At 67.3% G+C, this 16,479-nt stretch carries 16 protein-coding genes; 8 read left to right on the forward strand and 8 right to left on the reverse strand.

The genetic code is table 11. The annotated features are described in order from the left end of the window. Positions 1–52: 52 nt before the first annotated feature. Both NS2_RS31075 and NS2_RS31080 read left to right on the forward strand, forming a co-directional pair. Positions 53–1,678 carry a phospholipase C gene (locus tag NS2_RS31075; RefSeq protein WP_033090904.1) on the forward strand — a complete coding sequence of 542 codons (1,626 nt, stop codon included), beginning with the start codon at positions 53–55 and terminating at the stop codon, positions 1,676–1,678. 137 nt (positions 1,679–1,815) lie between these two features. Next, on the forward strand, positions 1,816–2,919 hold the full coding sequence (locus tag NS2_RS31080) for an outer membrane protein assembly factor BamB family protein (protein ID WP_186817623.1): 1,104 nt from the start codon (positions 1,816–1,818) through the stop codon (positions 2,917–2,919). Here NS2_RS31080 and NS2_RS31085 read toward each other — a convergent pair whose 3' ends face one another. After that, on the reverse strand, positions 2,920–3,567 hold the full coding sequence (locus NS2_RS31085) for a TetR/AcrR family transcriptional regulator (protein WP_033090902.1): 648 nt from the start codon (positions 3,565–3,567) through the stop codon (positions 2,920–2,922). 113 nt (positions 3,568–3,680) lie between these two features. On the opposite strand from NS2_RS31085, the gene NS2_RS31090 reads away from it, so the two are divergent. Beyond that, complete coding sequence (locus tag NS2_RS31090; RefSeq protein WP_033090901.1) at positions 3,681–4,625, forward strand: oxygenase MpaB family protein; 945 nt, start codon at positions 3,681–3,683, stop codon at positions 4,623–4,625. Between the two features lie 5 nt (positions 4,626–4,630). On the opposite strand, the gene NS2_RS31095 is transcribed toward NS2_RS31090, so the two are convergent. Beyond that, entirely contained in the window at positions 4,631–5,161 is a 531-nt protein-coding gene (locus tag NS2_RS31095; protein WP_045439791.1) for a Pycsar system effector family protein, read from the reverse strand. 168 nt (positions 5,162–5,329) lie between these two features. On the opposite strand from NS2_RS31095, the gene trpS reads away from it, so the two are divergent. Next, positions 5,330–6,355, forward strand: coding sequence for a tryptophan--tRNA ligase (gene trpS / locus NS2_RS31100; protein ID WP_033090907.1), 1,026 nt, complete (start codon positions 5,330–5,332; stop codon positions 6,353–6,355). A 38-nt stretch (positions 6,356–6,393) separates the two neighbouring features. After that, positions 6,394–7,419, forward strand: a complete 1,026-nt coding sequence (gene yhjD / locus NS2_RS31105) for an inner membrane protein YhjD (RefSeq protein ID WP_081986315.1) — start codon at positions 6,394–6,396, stop codon at positions 7,417–7,419. A gap of 6 nt (positions 7,420–7,425) precedes the next feature. Here yhjD and NS2_RS31110 read toward each other — a convergent pair whose 3' ends face one another. Further along, positions 7,426–8,715, reverse strand: a complete 1,290-nt coding sequence (locus NS2_RS31110; protein WP_033090899.1) for a D-alanyl-D-alanine carboxypeptidase family protein — start codon at positions 8,713–8,715, stop codon at positions 7,426–7,428. Between the two features lie 73 nt (positions 8,716–8,788). Continuing rightward, positions 8,789–9,463, reverse strand: coding sequence for a nuclear transport factor 2 family protein (locus tag NS2_RS31115; protein ID WP_033090898.1), 675 nt, complete (start codon positions 9,461–9,463; stop codon positions 8,789–8,791). 185 nt (positions 9,464–9,648) lie between these two features. Here NS2_RS31115 and NS2_RS31120 point away from each other — a divergent pair, with 185 nt between their 5' ends. Together NS2_RS31120 and NS2_RS31125 are read left to right on the forward strand one after the other, a co-directional pair. After that, positions 9,649–11,163 (forward strand): MFS transporter, encoded by a 1,515-nt coding sequence (locus NS2_RS31120; protein ID WP_052086979.1) that lies wholly within the window; start codon positions 9,649–9,651, stop codon positions 11,161–11,163. After that, positions 11,153–11,770, forward strand: coding sequence for an acyl-CoA-like ligand-binding transcription factor (locus NS2_RS31125; protein ID WP_045439795.1), 618 nt, complete (start codon positions 11,153–11,155; stop codon positions 11,768–11,770). Before NS2_RS31120 ends, NS2_RS31125 begins: the two co-directional genes overlap by 11 nt. On the opposite strand, the gene NS2_RS31130 is transcribed toward NS2_RS31125, so the two are convergent. Together NS2_RS31130 and NS2_RS31135 are read right to left on the reverse strand one after the other, a co-directional pair. Then, complete coding sequence (locus NS2_RS31130) at positions 11,767–12,657, reverse strand: phenylalanine 4-monooxygenase (RefSeq protein ID WP_033090897.1); 891 nt, start codon at positions 12,655–12,657, stop codon at positions 11,767–11,769. The genes NS2_RS31125 and NS2_RS31130 overlap by 4 nt on opposite strands. Before the next feature lie 283 nt (positions 12,658–12,940). Next, a complete protein-coding gene (locus NS2_RS31135; RefSeq protein ID WP_033090896.1) occupies positions 12,941–13,411 on the reverse strand; it encodes a hypothetical protein in 471 nt (156 codons plus the stop codon). A gap of 124 nt (positions 13,412–13,535) precedes the next feature. Between NS2_RS31135 and NS2_RS31140 the strand changes: the two genes are divergently transcribed. After that, positions 13,536–14,159, forward strand: coding sequence for a PadR family transcriptional regulator (locus NS2_RS31140; RefSeq protein ID WP_036552308.1), 624 nt, complete (start codon positions 13,536–13,538; stop codon positions 14,157–14,159). 12 nt (positions 14,160–14,171) lie between these two features. On the opposite strand, the gene NS2_RS31145 is transcribed toward NS2_RS31140, so the two are convergent. Both NS2_RS31145 and NS2_RS31150 read right to left on the reverse strand, forming a co-directional pair. Next, positions 14,172–14,360 (reverse strand): hypothetical protein, encoded by a 189-nt coding sequence (locus NS2_RS31145; RefSeq protein WP_200885926.1) that lies wholly within the window; start codon positions 14,358–14,360, stop codon positions 14,172–14,174. Between the two features lie 153 nt (positions 14,361–14,513). After that, positions 14,514–16,052 carry an alpha/beta hydrolase gene (locus NS2_RS31150; RefSeq protein WP_033090894.1) on the reverse strand — a complete coding sequence of 513 codons (1,539 nt, stop codon included), beginning with the start codon at positions 16,050–16,052 and terminating at the stop codon, positions 14,514–14,516. Between the last annotated feature and the right edge of the window lie 427 nt (positions 16,053–16,479).

The raw sequence follows: 16,479 nt of genomic DNA on the forward strand, positions 1-16,479 counted from the left end.
GGACACTAGGTGATCGCAGTCTGACGCGATCCGGAATGACTGTGGAGGTTCCATGCCCGCCTCGGCCCGTCGCCGCTTCGGTAAACGAAGCCGCGCTGCCGCCGCGTTCGCCGCGCTGGTCGCGCTGAGCGCCACCGCGTGTTCGTCGTCGTCCGACAAGGCTGACGCGAGCACCGACACCGCGACCCCGATCAAGCACGTGGTGGTGATCTTCCAGGAGAACGTCTCCTTCGATCACTACTTCGGCACCTACCCGAACGCCGCCAACACCGACGGCACCAAGTTCACGGCGCTGCCGAACACGCCGAAGATCGACGGCCTCACTCCGGATCTGCTCACCAAGAACCCGAACAAGGCGCAGCCCGTGCGCCTCGGCGGCCCCGGCCAGCAGGTCACCTGCGATCAGGACCACGAGTACAAGGACGAGCAGCTCGCCCTCAACGGCGGCAAGATGGACCAGTTCGTCGAGCACACCAACGTGTCCGAGGGCAAGGACTGCAAGGCGCCGCTCTACGGCCCGCAGGGCCTGGTCATGGACTACTACGACGGCAATTCGGTTACCGCGCTGTGGAATTACGCGCAGCACTACGCCATGAGCGACAACTCCTGGACCACCACCTTCGGCCCCTCCACCGTCGGCGCGCTGAACCTGGTCGCGGGCCAGACCCACGGCGTCACCAAGACCCAGCCGCCGGCCGGCAAGCCGTTCCCCGAGGACACCGTCCTGGAGAACGCGGGCAGCGGCCAGGGCACCGTGGTCGGTGACCCGCAGCCCTACGGCGACGACTGTTCCACCCGCGACACCGTCCAGATGACCGGCACCACCATCGGTGACCTGCTCAACAAGAAGGGCGTCAGCTGGGGCTTCTTCGAGCAGGGCTTCAAGCCGACCGAGGCCAAGGACGGCAAGGCCGTCTGCGGCGCGACCCACAATGTCGGTGTGGCGCTGGGCGGTACGGGCAAGGACGGCGCGCTGCCCTTCGGCACCAAGGGCGACTACATTCCGCACCACGAGCCGTTCCAGTACTTCGCCTCGACCGCGAACCCGCACCACCTGCCGCCGACCTCGGTCGACAAGATCGGCAAGGACGATCAGGCCAATCACCAGTACGACCTGAGCGACTTCTGGGCCGCCGCCGACAAGGGCAATATGCCCGCCGTCAGCTACCTCAAGGCCGCGGGCTACCAGGACGGCCACGCCCTGTACTCCGATCCGCTCGACGAGCAGCAGTTCCTGGTGGAGACCATCAACCGCCTGCAGAAGCTGCCGGAGTGGAAGGACACCGCGGTCGTCATCGCCTACGACGACTCCGACGGCTGGTACGACCACGCCGCCCCGAAGATCGTCATGAACTCCGCCTCCGAGCAGGACGGCTACACCGCCGCGGGCACCTGCGGTGACGCCAAGGCGAATCCGGCCAAGTACCAGGGTCGTTGCGGTTACGGCCAGCGCATCCCGCTGCTGGTGCTCTCGCCCTACGCCAAGGCCAACTTCGTCGACCACGGCCTCACCGACCAGACCTCGGTGCTGAAGTTCATCGAGGACAACTGGAAGACCGGCCGCATCGGCGACGACTCGTTCGACGAGAAGGCGGGCACCCTGGACGCCATGTTCGACTTCAAGGCCGCTGCCGTGCCCACGCTGCAGCTCGACCCGAAGACCGGCGCCGTCGGCTGATCGCAGTTCCGTAGACCGCCCGGCCTTTTCAGTCCGAAAAGGCCGGGCGGTTTCGCATTTAAGACGGTCCGCTTACCCCTATAGTCGGCGACAGTGTGTCCAGCGAGTGGGGTAGGGCCTTGATCAATCGTCGAAAAGTGTTGCGCGACGCGGCGATTCTGCTCGCGACGGGAGCGGCGGCGGCCTGCGCCGCACCCCGCGCGACGGTGGCGACGGCGGCCTCGGGCAGCATCGCCTGGGAGCATCGGGCCGACGGTGCGGTGCGGGGTCTGCGGTACGGGCAAGACGGAGTCGTGGTCGAAACCGACGCGGTGCTGACGGGGCTCGACCTCCAGGGCGGCCGGGAGCTGTGGCGGCTACCGATCGCCACGACCGGCATCGGCCACGGCTCCGGCCTGTGGATCGGCGCGCTCGTGGTCTGCGAAACCGAACCCGACACCGGCGGGCAGCGGGCCGTCGCGCTGGATCTGGCGACGGGGCAACGGAAATGGTCCTTCGACGCACCCGAGGGGAACGTGCTCGAGGGCGCGTTCGGCGTTCGCGATTGGGTGCTCTATCTCATCGCGAGCGGACACGGCAAGAGCACCCGCGAGGTGTGGGCGGTGGACATGCGGACCAAGACCGTGCGGTGGCGGTCGCCGAGCGAAACCGAGGAGCTCTACGTTCCCGACACGGGTTCGCTGATCTACACCCGAAGTCCCGGCGCCGGCGGCGATATCGCCGCGCTCGACCTCGCGACGGGAGCGACCGTCTGGTCCCGCGCGGGCGATCCCGGCGTCTACGCCACCGCCGTCGGCTCCGGCCTGGTCGGCGGGGCCGTGCTGGTCAGCGACGGCGTGCACACCGTCTCCGGCCTGGACCCGAAAACCGGTGCCGCCCTGTGGAGCACACCCGCGCTGTCCTATCCGACCGATACCGTCTTCGGCTCCGGCGACGCCTACTACCTGTGTGACGGCGCGAAACTGCATGCCATGAATCCCGACGGGTCCGCCTCCCCGCTGTGGAGCCTCACCCTCGCCGCATCGGGGACGGCCGTGCGTGCGGGCGGCTATGCGGCCGGGGCGACCTTCTATCTGCTGGCGGCCCGCACCCTGCGCGCCATCGACGCCCACAGCAGCAAAGTCCGCTGGATGCAATCGATTCCGGACGGGGACGGATCGGCGGTCCCGTTCGCGATCGGTGAGACCCACTGCTACGTCCAATCCGGCGACGGCACCGGCGTGGTCGCGCTGATGCGCTGATCAGTGCCGGAGGTCCCGGGCCAGATCCTCGCCCAGCAGCACGAAAACGTCGGTGGTGGCATCGATCAGCTCGTCGCGGGTCATGGGCAGATCGCCCTGGAGCCAGGCGGACAGGGTCTGCACCAGGCCGCCCACCAGGTAGGTCGCGCGGAAGCCGATCACCGGTTTCGGGTCGCCTTCGGTGCGACCGTAGAAGTCGATGCCCTCGGCGGCAACGAGATTCGCGAACGCCTTGATGGTGTGCGTTGTGCGGGTGCGCAATTCGGGGGTCGAGGTGCTGACCAGCAGGGCCACCCGGGCCTTGCGGGGGTCGTCGGTGAGCACGTGGATGCCGGCGGTGATGGCGGCGTGGGCCTTGGCACGCGGGTCGTCGGGGGCGGTGTGCAGGTCCGCCAGCAGGGCGGCGGCCAGTTCCTCGGCAATGGCGTCGAACAGGGCCGAGAGCACGGCGTCGCGGCCGTCGAAGTTCTCGTAGTAGTAGCGCTCGTTCAGGCCCGCGCCCGCGCACAGGGCGGAGACGGTGAGCTTGTCGATGCCGCCGATGCCGCCGGTGCCGAGGAGGTCGAGGGCGGCGTCGAGCAGCGCGGCGCGGCGCTGGGTGCGGCGCTCGTCGGCGGAGATGCCGCCGTAGGTCCGTTGGCCGGTCACGAATCGATTCTGGCACGGCCGCGATTCTGGTAGTAGGTCTTGCCAGAATCTGAAATCTGGGGGACCCTGTTTCCAGATGCGGTGGTTCGCGTCACATAACCCGGGAGGCAACGATGCCTGCACGTGCGGCACAGAGCGGCTACTTTTCCGACGACTCGATGATCCGGCGGGTCATGCGCAAACGCGCCGTCGGTCTCACCTACGGGCAGCGGGCCCTGGTGATCGGAGCGGTGCATCCGTTGCTGTACGTCGGCACCGCCGAGCACACCCAGCACCGGACCACCCCCTACACCCGGCTCGCCCTCACCGGCCGCCTGTTCGAGGCCGTCTCCCTGGGCACCCGCGAAGAAGCCGACCGCGCACGGGCTTTCACCGCCAAGCGGCACGCCCCGGTCGAGGGCGCGCTGCCCGAGGACGCGGGCGCGGCCAACCCGCGCGGCAGCCACTACTCCGCGCGTGACCCGCACCTGATGTTCATGACCATGGCCTTCACCTTCGACTCCGCCGAGGTCATGCACGATCTGCTGGTCCGCCGCCTCACCCCGACCGAACGCGAGGGCCTCTACCAGGACTACGTGCGCTGGGGTGAACTCTTCGGCATGCCGCGCGCCGCCGCGCCCTACACCTACCGCGAATTCCGCGACTACTTCGACGCCTACCTGGCCTCCGACGAGCCCTTCCTCACCGACGAAGCCAAACTGGTCGGCTCCTACCTCATGGGTCAGCGCGTCGCCCACCCGCTCCCGATGCCCGTGCAGCAGGCCCTGACCGGCTTCTCCCTGCTGGTCCAGGGCAGCCTGCCCAAGCGCATCCGCGACATGTACGACCTGCGCTGGGCCCTGCGCGAGGAGGCCGCCTTCCGCGCCCTGGCCCGCGCCGTCCGCACCGCCCACATCTCCCCACCCCTGGTCGGCAACCCCCTCACCACTCCCATGACCGGTCCCAGCTACCCCCTCTACAAGCTGGTCACCCGCCGCGAACAGCACCTGGTCGGGTCCGGCCGCCCCTCGATGCCCGGCGTGGATCCCCGATCCCTCGCGGAGCGCCTCGGGGCGTAGGCGAACTACCCGCGCCAGTCGTGCGTATAGGTACTGAGAAAGCTCGCCAACAACAGCGCCGAACCGAGGCCGACGAGGGCCAGCGACCGCTGCGCCCACCGGTACCTGCGCCACGCGATCCGGCTTACCCGCGCGAGCTGGTTCGCCAATGCGGTGAGGCACTTGTCCGTGTCGGCCCGGATCAGCTTTTCCTTGACCTGTGCCTCGGAGAGCGACTTCAAATGGCCGAAGAAGATGAAGTTCCCGTCGAGCTCGGCCTCATGCTTCAGCCTGAAACGCCAGATCCGCGGATAGACGACGCAGATCGCGCAGACTCCGGACAGGAACAGCAGCATCCAGCCGACCCGGTACAACCACAGCGTGGACCCCGTCAGGCCGGACAGCAGTCCGCCCTCCTTGGACAGGGTGACCACTCCCGCGAGCAGGGCGACATCGAGCGTCAGTGTGAAGCTGGCCTTGACATCGACCTTCCCGATCCAATCCATGATGGCGCTGTGAATCTGCCACGCCATCGCGATGCGGTCCTTGTCGTCCATGTCTTGCCTCCTAGCGGACGGAAGACAAGTCTGCGCCGGTGCTGACCTGCGCACATGCGTATCGGGCTACCTGTTTCGACCGCCCGGTCCGGTATTGCCGAGCGGATGCCCGCAACCGCGCCGCGACCCGCCCCGGAAGGCAGCGGAGGCGCGATTTACGCTCAGCTCATGTCGAGTTCTGAGCCGACCGCTGAGCGTAAGCAGCGGGTACTGTCCGGAATCCAGCCCACCAGCGATTCCTTCCACCTCGGCAACTACCTTGGCGCGCTGCAGTATTGGGTGCGGTTGCAGGACGAGTACGACGCCTTCTACTGCATTCCGGACCTGCACGCCATCACGGTGCCGCAGGAGCCGAAGGAGCTGCGCAAGCGGACCAAGCTCTCGGCGGCGCAGCTGCTGGCGCTGGGGCTGGACCCCAAGAAGTCGACGCTGTTCGTGCAGTCGCAGGTGCCCGAGCACGCCGAGCTGGCGTGGGTGCTGAACTGCATCACCGGCTTCGGCGAGGCCGGGCGCATGACCCAGTTCAAGGACAAGTCGGTCAAGCAGGGCTCCGACAATGCCACCGTCGGCCTGTTCACCTACCCGGTGCTGATGGCCGCCGACATCCTGCTCTACCGCGCCCAGCTGGTGCCGGTCGGCGAGGATCAGCGTCAGCACCTGGAGCTGACCCGGAACCTGGCGCAGCGCTTCAACACTCGCTACAAGAAGACCTTCGTGGTGCCCGAGCCGCACATCGTGACCGGCACCGCCAAGATCTACGACCTGCAGGACCCGACCGCCAAGATGAGCAAGTCGGCCACCACCGACGCGGGCCTGCTCAACCTGCTCGACGATCCCAAGGTCTCGGCCAAGAAGATCCGCTCCGCGGTCACCGACAACGAGCGCGAGATCCGCTACGACCCGGAGACCAAGGCGGGCGTCAGCAACCTGCTGGTCATCCTGAGCTCGCTGACCGACACTCCGATCGTCACGCTCGAACGGGACTACGCCGCCAAGGGTTACGGTGACCTCAAATCGGATACCGCCGACGCGCTCATCGAGTTCGTGACTCCGCTGCGCGCGAAGGTGCAAGAATACATGTCTGACCAGGGCGAACTCGATCGCATCCTCGCATCCGGCGCGGAGCGCGCGCGCGAGGTCGCCGGGAGGACTCTCGCGCAGGTGTACGACCGGGTGGGCTTCCTGGCCCGCTGACCCGGCCGCCGCGCGGGACGGGTGCGTGGAGGTGGGCGGTGTTCGGGCAAGTTGTCGGCAAAGTGAAGGCGTGGATCGAACGGCAGATCCGCCGCCGTCCCTGGCTCGATCACGTGGTGCGCGCGGGCGGACGATACCAGCGCCAACGCGGTGACTACTACGCCGCGGGCATCACCTATTTCACTGTGCTGGCGCTGTTTCCGCTGCTGATGGTGGGTTTCGCGGTGGCGGGGTTCGTGCTGTCGCGAAACCCGCAGCTGCTCACCGATATTCAGAACAAGATCGTGGAGAACATTCCGGGCTCGGCGGGCGACTCCATCAACGATCTGATCCACCAGGCCGTCGAGTCGCGGGCGGGCGTGGGCACCATCGGTCTGATCGCCGGCGCCTACGCCGGGCTGGGCTGGATCGCCAACCTGCGGGCCGCGCTCACCGAGCAGTGGGAGCAGCCGTTCCAGCCGCGGAACTGGTTCGCATCCAAGGCTTCCGACCTGCTGGCGTTGATCGGGCTGTTCGTGGCGATCAATGTCTCGATCGGACTGTCGGTGCTGGCCTCCAGCGGTTTGATCAACAAGATCCTGGACAGCCTCCATATAGAGGAGTCGGCCTGGGTCGAGGCGCTGCTCACGGTGGCGTCGCTGCTGCTGGCGATCCTGGCCAACTGGGCGGTATTCGTCTGGATCATCGCCCGCATGCCGCGGCATCCGGTCACCTTCCACAGCGCGGCCAAGGCGGCGCTCATCGCCGCGGTCGTCTTCGAGGGGTTCAAGCAGCTGGCGTCGCTGATTCTGAAGTCGGTGGTCAACGGACCTGCGGGCGTCGTCTTCGGACCGATCATCGGCCTCATGGTCTTCAGCTATTTCACCGCGCGGATCATCCTGTTCGCCACCGCCTGGGCGGCGACCGCGTCGGAAAACGATGTACCCGTGGATATTCCGCCGCCCGGCCCGGCCGTCATCCGGCCCCGCGCCACCATCGCCGAGCTCTCGGCCGGACGCGGCGCGGCACTGTTCGGCGCGGGAGCCCTTGCGGCGACACTGCTTTCGATGCGCCGCCGCGGGTAGCGATGCTCAGCGGCGGCGGCTCATGCGCCGGGCGGCCAGCAGCAGCACCACGACCAGGACCACGCCGCCGACCATGAGGGCCACGCGCAGATCGTGGTTGTTCGAACCCGAGTCCGCGGCGGGCGCGGCCTCGGCCGGTGCCGGTGGACTGGCAAGCGCCACATCGGAACTCGGGGTCTTCGCCGCATCGCCCGGCATGTTCCCGATGCTCGCGCCCGCGGGCAGGGCGAAGGCGTAATCGAGGAGTTTGGCCGCCTGCTCCCAGGGGCGGAACGGGCGCACATCCGCCTTCAGCAGCGTCACCACGTAGCGGTGCCCATTGCGTTCGGCGGCCGCCACGAAGGTCTGCCGGGCGTCGTCGGTGTAGCCGGTCTTGCCGCCGATCGCGCCGTCGTACTCGTAGAGCAGGTGATTGTCATTGGCGATGGGGAAGCCCGGATGATCCTTGTCGTCAGGGTTTTTCGGGTCCGCCGGGAAGCCGGGGAAGTCCACCTGCTCGGTGTGGATGAGCTCCGCGAACAGCGGCAGCGTCATGGCGTGCCGGAACAGCAGCGCCAGATCGAAGGCCGAGGTCTGCATGCCGGGCCCGTCCAGCCCGGACGGGGTGGCGGCGCGAGTGTCCAGCGCCTGCAACTGTTTCGCGAGCGCGTTCATCTTCGCGACGGTCGCCGTGTCCCCGCCCAGCTGGGTCGAGATGGTATGCGCGGCATCGTTTCCGGACGCCATGATCAGCGCCTGGAACAGCTGCTTGTTGGTGTACCGCCCGCCGGGTCCGATCCCGACCCGGGTGCCGTCGGCATTGGCGTCGTCCTGGGTGCCGATCACCGTCTTGTTCACATCCAGCGCCGGAATCGCCACCGACGCCAGCAGCACCTTGATGGTGGAGGCGGGCCGATACCGCCCGTGCGGATCCTTCGCGGCGATCACCCGTCCGCTGTCGAGATCGGCCACCTCCCAGGCGGTGGCCGAAATCCCCTCCGGCACCGCCCCGGCCCCCGACGGCAGGATGACCCCGCACCCGCCCAGCTGCTTGCCCCCGACCGGCGAGTCCGGAATCGGCAGGGCCGCGGGGGCCGTGCTCCCGGGCTCGGGCACTTCGGAGGTGTCGATGGGCGGCGGCGGGGCCGTCTTGTTCGGGCAGCCGTCGGTATTGGGCGTGGTGAACGGCGTTGTCGTGGTGGAGGGTTGGGCCATTGCCGGGCACGGCAGCGGCCCGAAGGCCACCGCGGCGGACGCGATCGTGGCCAGCGCCAGGACGGCGGCGGGAAGGCTGGGCGAATACCTGCGGATACTCATCGCGCCCGACTCTAACGCCGACCGGTCGCCCCGGCGCGCGGTGACCCGCAGTGCGGTTGCGGCCGTGCGGAACTTAATTCGCGGTGTGGTTCACCGGGCAGCCGTGGGCCAGCGGGCCGAGCAGCTTGTTGTTGTCGTAGAAGTGCTCGAGCTCGAGGATGCGCAGGTCCTCGGAGACCTTGGCAATGGTGATGCCGGTCATCTCGATGAGCTCGCCGGTGGGCTGGTGGCCCTTGTACTCACCCTCGTAGCGGCCCCAGTGCCGCCACTTGAAGGCGACGGTCGGCGGGCCGGACAGCACCTCGAGGACCTCCCAGAAGAAGCCGCCCGGGAAGGCGGTGTGGAAGATCTTGTGCGAGGACTCGAAGTCCTCACCCTCGACGTTGTAGAAGGGGTTCTCACCGATCAGGATGTTGTAGGAGCCGATGCGGGCGAACTCCTCGGCGTCCTGCCACTGGCCGCCGTTGACCCGGCCGCGGTAGTGCTCGGCCACCAGCGAGACCCACTTGGCCGGATCCTTCTTGTGCGAGACCTCCATCTCGAAGACCTTCACGAGCTCTTCGACGATGTGCTCCAAGGAATCCGGCGCGTGCTGGGTGGTGCGCTCGACCGGGATGACTTCCTTGCTCAGGTGGTAGTCGGGCGCGCCCTCGCGCCAGTCCTCCGGTGCGGCGGCGGCGATCACGGCATCGCGGCCCTGCAGATGCAGGGGGGCTTCGGCGGCGGATTCGGTTGCTTGGTCGGTCATTTCGTACCTCACGTGTCCAGACCCGTTGGGGGGTCGCAGATCTCAAAACGGACCGGATGACGGTAACAGGATGAGTACTTCATGTCGCGGCAGGCATCAGTCGCATGACGTGACAAGAATTGACAGTCTCTATAAAATGGGAGACTCTCTCATTATCGAAAAACTCTCAAATGATTGGATCTGTCATGGAAGCTCGGGGAGTGCGCCGCTGGCTGGCGTTGGGGGCCCTGGCGGTGGCGATGCTGACCATCGGTCTCGACGTCACCGTGCTCACCGTCGCCCTGCCCACCCTCGCGGTCGACCTGCACGCCGATACCTCCGCGCTGCAGTGGTTCAGCAGCGCCTACACCCTGGCCCTGGCCGCCTTCATGCTCCCGGCGGGCGCCCTCGGCGACCGGTACGGTCGCAAGAAGTTCCTGCTCGCCGCGCTGCTGCTGTTCGGCGTGGCCTCGGTCGCCTGCGCCTTCGCCACCTCGTCCGGTCAGCTCATCGCCGGTCGCGTGGTGCTCGGCCTGGCCGCGGCCGTCATGATGCCGCTGTCGATGGCCGTGCTGCCCACGCTCTTCCCGGAACAGCGCGAGCGGCAGCGCGCCATCACCATCTGGATCACCTCGACCGCCATCGGCCTGCCGCTGGGCCCGATCGTGGGCGGCTGGCTGCTGCAGCACTACTGGTGGGGCTCGGCCTTCCTGTTCAATGTGCCGCTGGTGATCATCGGCGCGACGGCGACGGCGCTGCTGGTGCCGGAATCGCACAGCGGGAACGTCTTCCGCATCGATCTGCTCGGCGCACTGCTGTCGGCGCTCGGAATGCTCGGCATCACTTACGGTTTCATTCGCTGCGGCCAGCAGGGCTGGGGCGACGCGCTGGCTTGGACCTCCATCGCCGCCGGTGTCGTACTCGGTGTCGCGTTCGTACTGTGGCAGCGCCGCACCGCGCACCCGCTGGTCGACCTCGGGCTCTTCGCCGAGCCCGGATTCCGCTGGGGCACGGTGTTCATGGTGCTGGTGAACTTCGCGATGTTCGGCCTGTTCTTCACCATGCCGCAGTACTTCCAGGCGGTGCTCGGGGTCGACACGCTCGGTAGCGGCGTGCGACTGCTGCCGCTCACCGGCGGGCTGGCCGTGGGATCGCGGCTGGTGGATCGGTTGCTGCCCAAGGTCGGTGTGCGTGCCGTGCTGGTGGCCGGATTCGTGCTGCTCACAGCGGGTCTGGGCATGGGCGCGCTGATCACCGTGGACAGCGGCTACGGCTTCGCGGCCGCCGCGCTGGTATTGCTCGGCGTCGGAATGGGATTCGTGATGCCCGCAGCCATGGGCGCGGCCACCGACGATCTCACCCCCGAGCGGGCGGGCTCCGGCTCGGCGCTGCTGCAGGCGCTGCGGCAGGCGGGCGGCACCATCGGCGTCGCCATCCTCGGCACCGTGCTCTCCACCCGATACCGTTCCGGCCTGGGCGATCTCGACCGCACGCCGATCTCCGACGGGGTGAACGCCGGGGTGGGCGTGGCCCGCAAGCTGGGCGACCCGGCCCTGCTGTCCCACGTGCAGAGCGCCTTCATCGACGGCATGAGCGCCATGCTCTGGGTCTGCGCCGCCATCTGCGCGATCGCCGCGGTGCTGGCCGCGATCGTGATCCGACGCAAGGATCCGGTCGTGACCGCGGATGTGAATACGGGACAATCGGTCCATGTCGGCTGAGACGGCCTCCGCGACGCCCCCGGCCCCGGTGAAGACCGCGGCCGGGGGCGGCCTGCGCGAACGCAAGAAGGAACGCACCCGTCGCACCATTCGCACCGAGGCGTTCCGCCTGTTCCGCGAACAGGGCTACAACGAGACCACGGTCGAGCAGATCGCCGCAGCCGCCGACATCTCCCCGAGCACCTTCTTCCGCTACTTCCCGTCCAAGGAACAGGTCGCCATGGCCGACGATCTGGATCCGGTCATGATCGCGTCCTTCGAATCGCAGCCCGCGCACCTGTCGGTGCTGGCCGCCTTCCGCCAGGCCACCCTGGAGTCGTTCGCCGCCCTCGCCCCCGAGGATCGGGAGTTCGAACGGCAGCGGGTGGCGCTGCTCTCCTCGGTGCCGGAACTGCGGGGTGCGGTCGCGCGGGAGCTGGAGCGCAGCAATGAGCTAGTCTGCGAGCTGGTCGCGCGCCGAATCGGGCGCGCGCCAGACGATTTCGAGGTGCGGATCTTCGCCGGTGCGTTGAGCGGGGCGATGCTGGGCTTCATCGACAGGGACAACTTCGGCCCAGAGCAGATCATCCGGGTCATCGAATTCCTCGAGGCCGGGATGCCGCTCTAGACCGGGTTCACGCTCACCAGCCGCGCGACCGTGTCGTCGGTCATGGTGTCGAAGAACCCGCCGACGACATCCTCGATCTCGGTGATGGATTCGGCGCAGTACAGCACCGGCTGATAGTGCGTGATGTCGTAGACGATGGTCCCCATGGCGTGAATGTCCAGCGGCCGCAGGTCGGCCTGGCGGAACTCCTCGATCTCGCCGTAGGAGGACAGCAAACCCGCACCGTAGCAACGGACTTCGCCGCGTTCGCGCAGCACGCCGAACTCCAGCGAGAACCAGAACACGTCGGCCAGGAACTTCAGCGCCCGCTCGGTCTCGAGCCGGGCGACCGCCGCGCCCACAGTCTCGTACAGGGCCGCGAAGCGGGGGCTGGCCAATTGATTGGCGTGGCCGAGGATTTCGTGAATGGCATCGGGTTCGGGGGTGTAGAGCGGGGCGGAGTGATGGCGAATGTACTGGGTGGAGTGGAAGGTCCGGTCGGCGAAGGAGCCGAAGAACTCGCGCAGCGGCACCAGTCCGGCCGCCGGTGCGTAGCGGAATCCGGTGAGCGGCACCAGTTTCGCGGAGACCTCGTCGAGCTGGGGAATGTGGTCCGACGGCAGCCCCAGCCGTTCGGCGGCAGCGATCACCTCCGTGCAGGCGTAGCGCTCCCGCTTGCGGGCCAGCTCCGCCGAGACGATGCGCCAGACCTCCTGCTCCTCCGCGGAGTATTCGACGCGCGGGACCGGTTCCCCCGGCCGGTAATCCAGGGCCATGGCGGCGATGGCGTTGCGGCGGGCCCGGTACACGGGATCGTGCACACCCGGGTGCTCGTCGCTCAAGTGCACCGTCACGTCGCCGTCGGCCCCCTTCGTGACCGGCGAGTACAGCTGAGCCTCGGTGAACATGACTCGATGCAATCACTGTGTGATCGTGGCCACAATGGAAGCCCGGTCAGCTGGTCAAATTGTTCACCTGTAGTGGGGCATGTGGACTGGCGACCGCTTGTTCCGTGCCGTTCGCTGGGCAGTCCGTATAGCGCGCCGCCACTGCTGCTTGCCGTTCGGTTGCCTGCGGCCCGGTGGACCGCGCAACGGCGAAGGCCGCCGACATCGCGATGATGGCGGCGGCCTTCGGGTTTCGGCTCGCTCGGATCCCGTTTGCAGCCGGGTCCGAGGCGGCGCGACCGGGTCAGCGCGGGGCGTTGGCGGGGTCGATCAGGGTGGGGGTGCGGCCCTGCTTGCGGGCCTGCTTGGCGTCCTCGAAGAACTCGCGGCTGAACAGGGCCGACAGCACCGCGATGCCGCCGCGGTGGATGCGGAACTCGCTCTTGGCGCTGGAACCGGTCAGCCGGATGACGCGGCCCGCGGCGTGCTGCGGGCGGGACGTGTCCTTGACCTTGCCGCGGCCGGTCCACTCCAGCTCCGAGTAGTCGATGACCGCGTCCTCGGGGACGAGCAGCTTGACCATCGCGTGGTCGAGGTCGGCGTGCACCACGATCTCCTGCTCGCCCTCGATCCAGGGCGAACGCAGGTCGATGACGACGCTGCCGTAGCGGGCCTTCACCTCGAACGAGGAGGCGTGGGTCCAATCGCCCAGGTGCTTCTCGGTGGCGTGGTCGGTGTGGATCTTGACGGTGTCGGTGGCCTCGGTGGTGTTCATTGCCCTGTCCTTTCGGAGTGTGGTGCTGGTCGGGTTCGCCTGCTCCTCAATAGTGGCACACAAACTAGTTTCAACACAACTAGTTCTGTGAAACTAGTTCTTGAGCACCTAGTACGATGGGGGCATGACAGCATCGACGCAGGCCACGCAGTTCAAGCGCTCGCCCCTGGCCATGGCGGTGCTCGGCATCCTGCATCTGGAGCCGATGCACCCGTACGCCATCCAGCGCCGCATCAAGGAGTGGGGCAAGGACAAGGTCGTGAATGTGGGGCAGCGCGCGCAGCTCTACAAGACGATCGCGCGACTGCTGGAGGCCGGGCTGGTGGCGGTCCGCGAAACCGGCCGGGATCAGCAGTATCCCGAGCGCACCGTGTACGAGATCACCGACGCGGGCCGCACCGCGTGCCTGGCGTGGATCAATGAGATGGTCAGCACGCCGCGCAACGAATTCCCGGAATTCCCTGCGGCGCTGTCATTTCTGATGCTGCTGAGCCCCGACAGCGCGCGGTCCGAGCTGGAGAAGCGCGCGAATGCCTTGCGCGCCACGCTCGATGAGATCGATGCGGGCACCGCGCAGGCGCGGCAGTACGGGCTGCCGCGCATCACCCTGCTCGAGGACGAGTACGCGCGCGCGGTCACCGCCGCCGAATTGCACTGGCTGGAAGGCGTTCTCGCCGACCTCGCCGACGGCAGCCTGACCTGGTCCTGGGAATCCCTGGCCCGGTTCCGGGATCAGACCACCGCTTGATCGAGGAATCGATCAGAAGAAGCCGTCGTCGTCATCGAGCATCTCGCCGACGAGCATGCCGCCGACCAGACCGGCCGCACCCGCCCCGATCATCGCGCCGGTGCTGTGGCCCTGCCGCGGCGGCGTAGCCCGGCTGCGGCGGATAACCCTGCTGCACAGGCTGATAGAATGGCGGCTGCGTCGTCTGCAGGCGTTGCGCACAGAATTGGCAGACCTCGACGGTACGGGCCACACCCCACTGCGGCTGCCACGACATTTGCCTGCCGGCCTGGCCGTGAGCCGGGTCGAAGAAGCAGATCACACGGTGAAAACGAGTAAGGCCGGTACCGGAGTTCCCGGCCTTCGGATTTCGGCTCAGGCAGGTGCCGCGCAGCGGAGTCCGTCGGCGGGCACGGTGAGTTCGGTCAGATACTTCACCACCGGATCGTCGACGCAGGCGACACCGTCGCCGAAGACGGTGTGCTGCTCGGCTTCATAGGTGATCAGACCGGCATCGAAGGCCTTCGCCAGCGCGACACCGGACTTGTACGGGGTGGCGGGGTCGTCGGTGGTCGCCACCACCACGATTTTCGGCAACCCCGACACCTTCGGGGTGTGCGGCTGCGCCGTCGGCTTGATCGGCCAGAAGGCGCAGACGTCCAAGGGTGCCTTGCCGGTTCCGCGCCCGTCATCGCGAAACGGTGCGGCGCTGCGGTTTTCGCGGTCCCGCGTGGCGGCTTCGGTGCGATCGGTGACCCGCTTCTCCTCGAGGCAGCGCACCGCGTTGAACACGTTGGAATCGGAGCCGCTGTCGATTTCGTGCAGAGCCAGCAGGGTATCGCCATTGCCCCGGGTCAGCTCGGTCAGCCCCTTGGTGAGCGTCGGCCAGGCATTCTGGCTGTAGAGCGTCGTTTCGACGGCGTCGATCGCGGCGCTGTAGCCGAGCGTGCGGGACTTGGAGGTGGGGACGGGGTGGTCGAGCAATGGCAGCGCCAGCTCCCGGAACTTCTGCGTCGCCAGTTTCGGATCGGTGCCCAGCGGGCAGTCCGCGGACTTGGCGCACGAGGTGGCGTAGTCCTCGAAGGCGCGCTGGAAGGCCGCCGATTGACTCGAGAACAGGCCCTGCGCCGGATCCACCCCACCGTCGAGCACCATCGCCCGCACCTTGGTCGGGAACAGTTCGGCGATCGTCGAGCCGAGCCGAGTCCCGTACGAATAGCCCAGATAGTTCAGCTTCTCATCGCCGAGCACCGTACGAATGAGATCGAAATCCCTTGCCACATCAACGGTTCCGGCATATTCCAGCAGATCCTTGTCGGTACGCGCACGACAACTCGCGACATAGGTCTGCTCATCCTTCTCGGTCTGCGCGATACCCGCGTCGCTCCGATCGTGCGAACTGCCCTTCCAATCGAACTGCGACTCCGCCGACGACTGGCACTGCACACTCGGCGTCGAGGCTCCGAGCCCGCGAACATCGACGCCGATGATGTCGAAGCGTTCGGCCAGCTTGGTTTTCGACAGCAACACCGGCTCCGCCAGCCCCGGCCCGCCCGGCCCACCGGGATTGGTGAGCAGCGACCCGATCTTCCGCCCACTGGCAGCCAGCCGCGAGATCGCAATCTCCGCGGTTTTCCCATCCGGCTTCTTGTAGTCGATGGGCACCGTGACACGCGCGCACTGCAAGCCCTTTCCAGGCAACTCACTGCCGCCCGGGTAGTCGTCGCAGGCGCCCCACTTCACCTGCTGCTTCAGGAATCTGTCCATCCCGGCTTCCGGCGGCGCAGCCGACGCCGGAAGCGTCCCGCCCAAGTCACCGACCAGTCCGGCGACCGCCAGCAGTGAGGCGGCCGCAGTGGCCGTGCCCAGTCGTCTGGCGATGGATCGCGTACTTCTCTTACGGTTGACAAGCATTGATAACCCCCTGGGTGAGTCCCATCGTTGGTCACCACGGGCGCGATCTATTGCCGGTTCTCCCGCCCGGCCGGGTGTTATCCGATCGAAACGTCTTCGCTCACGGTGTTCCGGCGGGGAGGGCGTCGATGGTCGGTCCGATATTCCCCGTCGCACGGTAGAGGTCATCCGCATCGAAGATCAGGCGCTGATCCGCACGTTGTTGCCGTGTGACTCCGGGTGCTGGTCTCGACGCGTTCAGATCGATGAAAATAATTGTGCACCTTGGTATTCAAGGTGCTCACTTGGCTGGAACGGGCACAGGGTAAGGGTTTGGTACTTATTCTGACTTGATGGCGGAGCGATTCTTGGCGGAGCCTGCGGAGCCAATTGATCACTTCAGACGCCCGCTGAGGGTCTTCGGGTAGGCTCTCGGTCACCTAATACT

The organism is Nocardia seriolae NBRC 15557 (genome assembly GCF_007990715.1).
Lineage (GTDB): Bacteria > Actinomycetota > Actinomycetes > Mycobacteriales > Mycobacteriaceae > Nocardia > Nocardia seriolae.

Coding starts and splice junctions, on each gene's coding strand:
- NS2_RS31130 (WP_033090897.1), bottom strand. CDS start 12,657: ATGTTCACCGAGGCTCAGCTGTACTCGCCGGTCACGAAGGGGGCCGAC.
- NS2_RS31135 (WP_033090896.1), bottom strand. CDS start 13,411: ATGAACACCACCGAGGCCACCGACACCGTCAAGATCCACACCGACCAC.
- NS2_RS31075 (WP_033090904.1), top strand. CDS start 53: ATGCCCGCCTCGGCCCGTCGCCGCTTCGGTAAACGAAGCCGCGCTGCC.
- NS2_RS31110 (WP_033090899.1), bottom strand. CDS start 8,715: ATGAGTATCCGCAGGTATTCGCCCAGCCTTCCCGCCGCCGTCCTGGCG.
- NS2_RS31090 (WP_033090901.1), top strand. CDS start 3,681: ATGCCTGCACGTGCGGCACAGAGCGGCTACTTTTCCGACGACTCGATG.
- NS2_RS31140 (WP_036552308.1), top strand. CDS start 13,536: ATGACAGCATCGACGCAGGCCACGCAGTTCAAGCGCTCGCCCCTGGCC.
- NS2_RS31120 (WP_052086979.1), top strand. CDS start 9,649: ATGGAAGCTCGGGGAGTGCGCCGCTGGCTGGCGTTGGGGGCCCTGGCG.
- NS2_RS31150 (WP_033090894.1), bottom strand. CDS start 16,052: ATGCTTGTCAACCGTAAGAGAAGTACGCGATCCATCGCCAGACGACTG.
- NS2_RS31115 (WP_033090898.1), bottom strand. CDS start 9,463: ATGACCGACCAAGCAACCGAATCCGCCGCCGAAGCCCCCCTGCATCTG.
- NS2_RS31125 (WP_045439795.1), top strand. CDS start 11,153: ATGTCGGCTGAGACGGCCTCCGCGACGCCCCCGGCCCCGGTGAAGACC.
- NS2_RS31095 (WP_045439791.1), bottom strand. CDS start 5,161: ATGGACGACAAGGACCGCATCGCGATGGCGTGGCAGATTCACAGCGCC.
- trpS (WP_033090907.1), top strand. CDS start 5,330: ATGTCGAGTTCTGAGCCGACCGCTGAGCGTAAGCAGCGGGTACTGTCC.